This is a genomic window from Streptomyces sp. NPDC058964, assembly GCF_042741275.1.
Taxonomy (GTDB): Bacteria; Actinomycetota; Actinomycetes; order Streptomycetales; family Streptomycetaceae; genus Streptomyces.
Genome location: NZ_JBHYKH010000556.1, coordinates 1 through 5,795 on the forward strand (window position 1 = coordinate 1; position 5,795 = coordinate 5,795).

Consider the following 5,795-nt stretch of genomic DNA (forward strand, 5'->3'; position numbering starts at 1 on the left):
CCGGGACGCCCGCGGTGGGGGCGTCCCGGTAGTGCACGGGGTTGCCGAGCAGGGCTCCGTCGGCGTCGAGCAGTCCGTAGTCCACGGCCCAGCTGTCGATGCCCACCGAGTCGAGCCGGTCACCGCTGTGCGCACCGGCCGCCCGCAACCCGTCCAGGACCCCGGCGTACAGCCCGAGGACGTCCCAGCGCAGCCCTTCGGGGACCCGGACGGGCCGGTTGGGGAAGCGGTGCGCCTCGGCCAGCTCCAGGCTGTCGGGGCCGACGCGGCCGACCATCACGCGCCCGCTGGAGGCGCCCAGGTCGACCGCGGCGTACGACCTCACGGCGGCGCTCATCGCAGGAACGCGGCCGCCACACCCGCGTCGACGGGGACGTGCATTCCCGTGGTGTGCGTCAGGTCCCCGCCGGTCAGCGCGAACACGGCGTTCGCGACGTGCTCCGGCAGCACTTCCCGCTTGAGGATGGTCCGCTGTGCGTAGAACTCGCCCAGCTTCTCCTCCTCGACCCCGTACACGGCCGCCCGCTGCGCGCCCCAGCCGCCCGCGAAGATCCCGGAACCGCGCACGACCCCGTCCGGGTTGACGCCGTTGACGCGGATGCCGTGCTCGCCGAGCTCGGCGGCCAGCAGCCGTACCTGGTGGGCCTGGTCGGCCTTGGCGGCCGAGTAGGCGATGTTGTCGGGACCGGCGAGGACGGCGTTCTTCGAGGCGATGTAGACGATGTCGCCGCCCAGCCGCTGCGGGACCATCACCCGGGCGGCCTCCCGCGACACGAGGAAGGAACCGCGGGCCATGATGTCGTGCTGGAGGTCCCAGTCCCGCGCCGAGGTCTCCAGCAGGGGCTTGGAGATGGAGATCCCCGCGTTGTTGACCACGAGGTCGACGCCGCCGAAGGCGAGCACCGCGGCCCGGAAGGCGTCCGCGATCTGCTCCTCGTCCGTCACGTCCACGGTCACGGCGACGGCCCTGTCGGGCCCGCCGAGCTCCTCGGCCACCTTGCCGGCGTTCTCCGCGTTCAGGTCGGCGACGACGACACAGGCCCCCTCGGCCACCAGCCGATGGGCGATCGCCCGGCCGATCCCGCTGCCCGCACCCGTCACGAGGGCTACCCGCGTCGCCAGCGGCCTGGGCCTCGGCATCCGCCGGAGCTTGGCCTCCTCGAGGGCCCAGTACTCGATCCGGAACTTCTCCGCCTCCTCGATCGGCGCGTACGCCGACACCGCCTCGGCGCCGCGCATCACATTGATCGCGTTGACGTAGAACTCGCCGGCCACGCGGGCCGTCTGCTTGTCCTTGCCGAAGCTGAACATGCCCACGCCCGGGATCAGCACGATCGCCGGGTCGGCACCGCGCATCGCGGGGGAGCCGGGCTCCGCGTGCCGCCGGTAGTAGGCGGCGTACTCCTCGCGGTAGGCGGCGTGCAACTCCGCGAGCCGGTCGAGCGCCTCCTCCAGGGGCGTGGTCGGCGGCAGGTCGAGGACGAGGGGGCGTACCTTCGTCCGCAGGAAGTGGTCCGGGCAGGAGGTCCCGAGCGCGGCGAGCCGCGGGTGCCCGGCCCGGGCCAGGAAGCCGAGGACGACGTCGGAGTCGGTGAAGTGCCCGACCTGCGCCCGGTCCTGGGAGGCGATGGCACGGACGTACGGCGCGAGCGCGGCCGCCCGCCTTCGCCGCTCGCCCTCCGGCAGTGCCTCGTACCCCTCGATCAGGGGCCCGAAGGGCTCCGCCTTCCCGTGCTCGGCGAGGAAGGCCTCGGCGGTGCGGATGATGTGCAGCGAGTTCCGCTCGCACTCCTCCGAGCTGTCGCCCCAGGCGGTGATGCCGTGCCCGCCGAGGACGCAGCCGATCGCGCCCGGGTTGGCCGCCTTGACGGCCGCGATGTCCAGTCCGAGCTGGAATCCGGGCCGCCGCCAGGGCACCCACACCACGGTGTCGCCGAAGCACTCGCCGGTCAGCTTCTCCCCGTCGGCGGCACACGCGAGGGCGATCCCGGAGTCGGGGTGCAGATGGTCCACGTGCGGGGCGTCCACCAGAGCGTGCATCGCGGTGTCGATGGACGGAGCCGCCCCGCCCTTCCCGTGCAGGCAGTAGTCGAACGCGGCGACCATCTCGTCCTCGCGCTCGACGCCCGGGTAGCCGGCCGTGAGCGCCCGCAGTCGGTCGAGCCGCAGCACGGCGAGCCCGGACTCCGCGAGCGTCCCGAGGTCCCCTCCGGACCCCTTCACCCACATCAGTTCGACGTCACCGCCGGTCACGGGGTCGGTGTCCGTGCCTTTCGCGGACGCGTTGCCGCCGGCGTAGTTGGTGTTACGGGGATCGGCGCCGAGCCGGTGCGACCGGGCGAGCAGGGCGGCGGCTTCGGGGTGAGGTGACATGAACGTTCGGTCCTTACGCAATCGAGGGTGAGTGCATGTCTTTCAGGGGCGCGGGGAACTGCGCGACCAGCCACGGCCGGCCCGCACTCCGCAGAAGGCAGAGCCCGGCAGACGCCTACGCGCCCCAACCGGCCTGTTCCCCTCCGACCCGCTCGGCGACGATCCTCCGAGCCCACCCGGACCGGGCATACGCAGCGATCGGATCCGGGTCCAGCCCGATCTCCTCACGCACTTCACGCAGCAACGGCCGCACATCCGTGTTGTAGGCGTCCATCAGCACCGCGTTCGCCCCCAGCACGTCACCCGAAGCCTGCGCAGCAGCCAGCGCCCCCCGGTCGACCAGCAGCGCCTTCGCCGTGGCCTCCTGCACGTTCATCACCGACCGGATGATCGCCGGAACCTTCGCCTCGATGTTGTGGCACTGGTCGAGCATGAAAGCCACCTCGGAGGTGAACCCCCCGCCTCGCACCACCTCGTACATGATCCGGAACAGCTGGAAGGGATCCGCTGCCCCCACCATGAGGTCGTCGTCGGCGTAGAACCGCGAGTTGAAGTCGAACCCGCCGAGCTTCCCCTCCCGCAGCAGCGTCGCCACGATGAACTCGATGTTGGTCCCCGGCGCGTGGTGCCCGGTGTCCACCACGACCTGCGCCTTCGGTCCCAGCTTCAGACAGTGCGCGTACGCCGTGCCCCAGTCCGGGACGTCGGTCGTGTAGAAGGCCGGCTCGAAGAACTTGTACTCCAGCAGCATCCGCTGCCCGTCGCCGAGCCGCGCGTACACCTCGGCCAGCCCCTCGGCCAGCCGGTCCTGGCGCTCGCGCACGTCGTCCTGGCCGGGATAGTTCGTTCCGTCCGCGAACCACAGCTTCAGGTCACGCGACCCGGTCGCGTCCATGATGCCGACGCACTCCAGGAGATGGCCGACGGCCTTGCGGCGGACCGCCGCGTCCGGGTGGCAGATGCTGCCGAGGCGGTAGTCGTCGTCCTGGAAGGTGTTGGAGTTGATCGCGCCCAGCTTCAGCCCACGCTCCCCGGCGAACTTCTCCAGCGCCGCGTAGTCCTCCACCCGGTCCCAGGGAATGTGCAGGGCGACGGTCGGCGCGACGCCGGTGAACGCGTGCACCTGGGCCGCGTCCTCCAGCTTCTCCCACGGTGTGCGTGGCACGCCCTGCTGGGCGAACACCTTGAAACGGGTCCCCGAGTTCCCGTACGCCCACGACGGCGTCTCAATGGCCTGGGTCTTCAGCGCGGCCTTCACCGCGGCGAGGTCGGTCACTTCAGGGCTCCTGTGATGTCGGTCGGAACGACTGAACGTGTGAAACGATTCAGAACGGCAAGCTATGAGCCCTCCGATGGGGTGTCAAGCTCTCCGGTCGAGCGTGTTTTCCGTGACTTGGGCGTGACCTTCAACTATCGAAAGTTTTTCGACACGGACCCATTGACGTGACATGGCTGCCATGCCTAACGTCCCGGCAATCCAGTTGAAACCTTTCACGACGCGGCGGGGCCGCCCCGCCGACGTCGTCGAGGAGCCCCCATGACCCACCCGTCCGACACGGGACCGGCCCCGGTGCTGGCGCTGAAGGACGTCTCCAAGTCCTTCGGCGCCGTACGCGCCCTGCGGGACGTCTCCCTGGAGCTGTTCCCCGGTGAGGTGCACGCCCTCGCCGGGGAGAACGGCGCGGGCAAGTCGACCCTGATCAAGACCCTGGCAGGGGTGCACCGACCGGACGCCGGACAGGTGCTGCTCGACGGCGAGCCCGTCGTCTTCCACGGCCCCGGCGACGCCCGCGCCGCCGGAATCGCCGTGATCTACCAGGAGCCCACGCTCTTCCCCGACCTCTCGATCGCCGAGAACATCTTCATGGGCCGCCAGCCCCGCCGCGCCCTCGGCCGCATCGACCACAAGGCCACCCACGCGGCGACCGCCGCCCTGATGAAGCGGCTCGGTGTCGAGCTCGACCCCGACCGCCCCGCCCGCGGCCTGTCCATCGCCGACCAGCAGATCGTCGAGATCGCCAAGGCGCTCTCCTTCGACGCCCGTGTCCTGATCATGGACGAGCCGACGGCAGCCCTGACCGGCAGCGAGGTGGCCCGCCTCTTCGGCGTCGTGCGCACCCTGCGCGAGCAGGGCGCCGCGGTGCTGTTCATCTCGCACCGGCTGGAGGAGATCTTCCGGATCTGCGAGCGCGTCACCACGCTGCGGGACGGCGCCTGGATCGCCGGCGAACCGCTGGCCGGCATGACCGAGGACGACCTGGTCCGCCGCATGGTCGGCCGCGATCTCGACGAGCTCTACCCGAAGACGGACGTCACCCCCGGTGAAGTCGCCCTGAGCGTACGGCGGCTGACCCGGGAAGGAGTCTTCACCGACGTCTCCTTCGAGGTGCGGCACGGCGAGATAGTCGGTCTCGCCGGTCTGGTCGGCGCCCCGGGCCCCGCGGGGGCCCCGGGCGGGTGGGGGGGGGACCCGGGGGGGGGCTGGGGGGGGGAGGGGCCCGGGGGGGCCGGGGCGGCCCGGGCGCCCCCCGACGCCGGGAGCGGGAGCCGGAGCGACGACGAGGGGAGCGTGACCGCGATCGACGAGGTGCCGGGCGGTCTGGAGCGTGCAGTGGGCCACGCCGTTCACATCGGGGGGAAAGGATTCGGTCACGATGACGACACGCATAGGGGTGTTCTCGCCGTGCCGGACGTGGCCGCGTCAACTTGGATCTTTCCGAACGAGGAACGTCCCATGAGCGTTGTACTGCACACCCGAGCAGGTCAGGCCGTGTCCATGCCCTCCTGACCCCCGGGTCACCCCGTGTTCACGCGACGGGTCCGTCCGGTGCGATCCGGCTGCGTACGGCTGTCTGGACCTCGGCCTCCTCGGCCGGGTCGGCGGCGAGTCGGCGCAGCTGCTCCACGACCCGGGCGTCACCGGTCTCGGCGTGCCGGGCGGCGAGTTCGCGGGTGGTCTCCTCGCAGTCCCACAGGCATTCGACGGCGAAGCCGACGGGGAAGGAGGGGTCGGTCGCGGCCAGGGCCCGGGCGGCGCGGCCGCGGAGATGCGACGATGCCGTCTCACGGTAGATATGGCGCAGAACGGGCGCGGCACAGACGATGCCGAGGCGGCCGGTGCCGTCGACGAGGGTCCACAGGGTCGGCGCGTCCGGCCCCTCGCCTCGAACGGCCTCCCGGAGGGCGCCCAGGACGAGGTCGCTGTCCTGGGCCCCGCCGCGGCAGGCGAGCACGCGCCCGGCGGCGGCGCCGAGGGCGTCGGGCCGGTGGGCCCAGCCGCGGGCCCGGTCGACGGCGGCGATGCTGCGCATCCGTTCGACGGCGTCGACGGCGGCTTCCACGACGGGGGTCGTGCCGTCGTTCACCGCACCCTCGATCAGGTCGAGGGCGTCGGGGTCGTTGCTGTCGGCCAAGTACCGCAG

The 5,795-nt window shown here is 71.7% G+C and carries 2 protein-coding genes and 4 pseudogenes; 1 reads left to right on the top strand and 5 read right to left on the bottom strand.

Annotated elements, in window-relative coordinates:
- The 3 genes and pseudogenes from ACFW2E_RS40000 to rhaI all read right to left on the bottom strand — a co-directional run.
- A pseudogene (locus tag ACFW2E_RS40000) lies at positions 1 to 337 on the bottom strand (rhamnulokinase); the annotation flags it as partial.
- Positions 334 to 2,373: a bifunctional aldolase/short-chain dehydrogenase gene (locus ACFW2E_RS40005; RefSeq protein ID WP_384474958.1), complete on the bottom strand. Its 2,040-nt coding sequence runs from the start codon at positions 2,371 to 2,373 to the stop codon at positions 334 to 336. The pseudogene ACFW2E_RS40000 and the gene ACFW2E_RS40005, both read right to left, overlap by 4 nt.
- A 115-nt stretch (positions 2,374 to 2,488) precedes the next feature.
- Positions 2,489 to 3,649: an L-rhamnose isomerase gene (rhaI, locus tag ACFW2E_RS40010; RefSeq protein ID WP_384474961.1), complete on the bottom strand. Its 1,161-nt coding sequence runs from the start codon at positions 3,647 to 3,649 to the stop codon at positions 2,489 to 2,491.
- A gap of 261 nt (positions 3,650 to 3,910) precedes the next feature.
- Here rhaI and ACFW2E_RS40015 point away from each other — a divergent pair.
- Positions 3,911 to 4,804, top strand: a pseudogene (locus ACFW2E_RS40015) (sugar ABC transporter ATP-binding protein); the annotation flags it as partial.
- A 32-nt stretch (positions 4,805 to 4,836) separates the two neighbouring features.
- Here the strand turns inward: ACFW2E_RS40015 and ACFW2E_RS40020 are convergent.
- Together ACFW2E_RS40020 and ACFW2E_RS40025 are read right to left on the bottom strand one after the other, a co-directional pair.
- Positions 4,837 to 5,041 (bottom strand): annotated as a pseudogene (locus ACFW2E_RS40020) (glycosyltransferase family 1 protein); the annotation flags it as partial.
- A gap of 139 nt (positions 5,042 to 5,180) precedes the next feature.
- A pseudogene (locus ACFW2E_RS40025) lies at positions 5,181 to 5,795 on the bottom strand (HEAT repeat domain-containing protein); the annotation flags it as partial.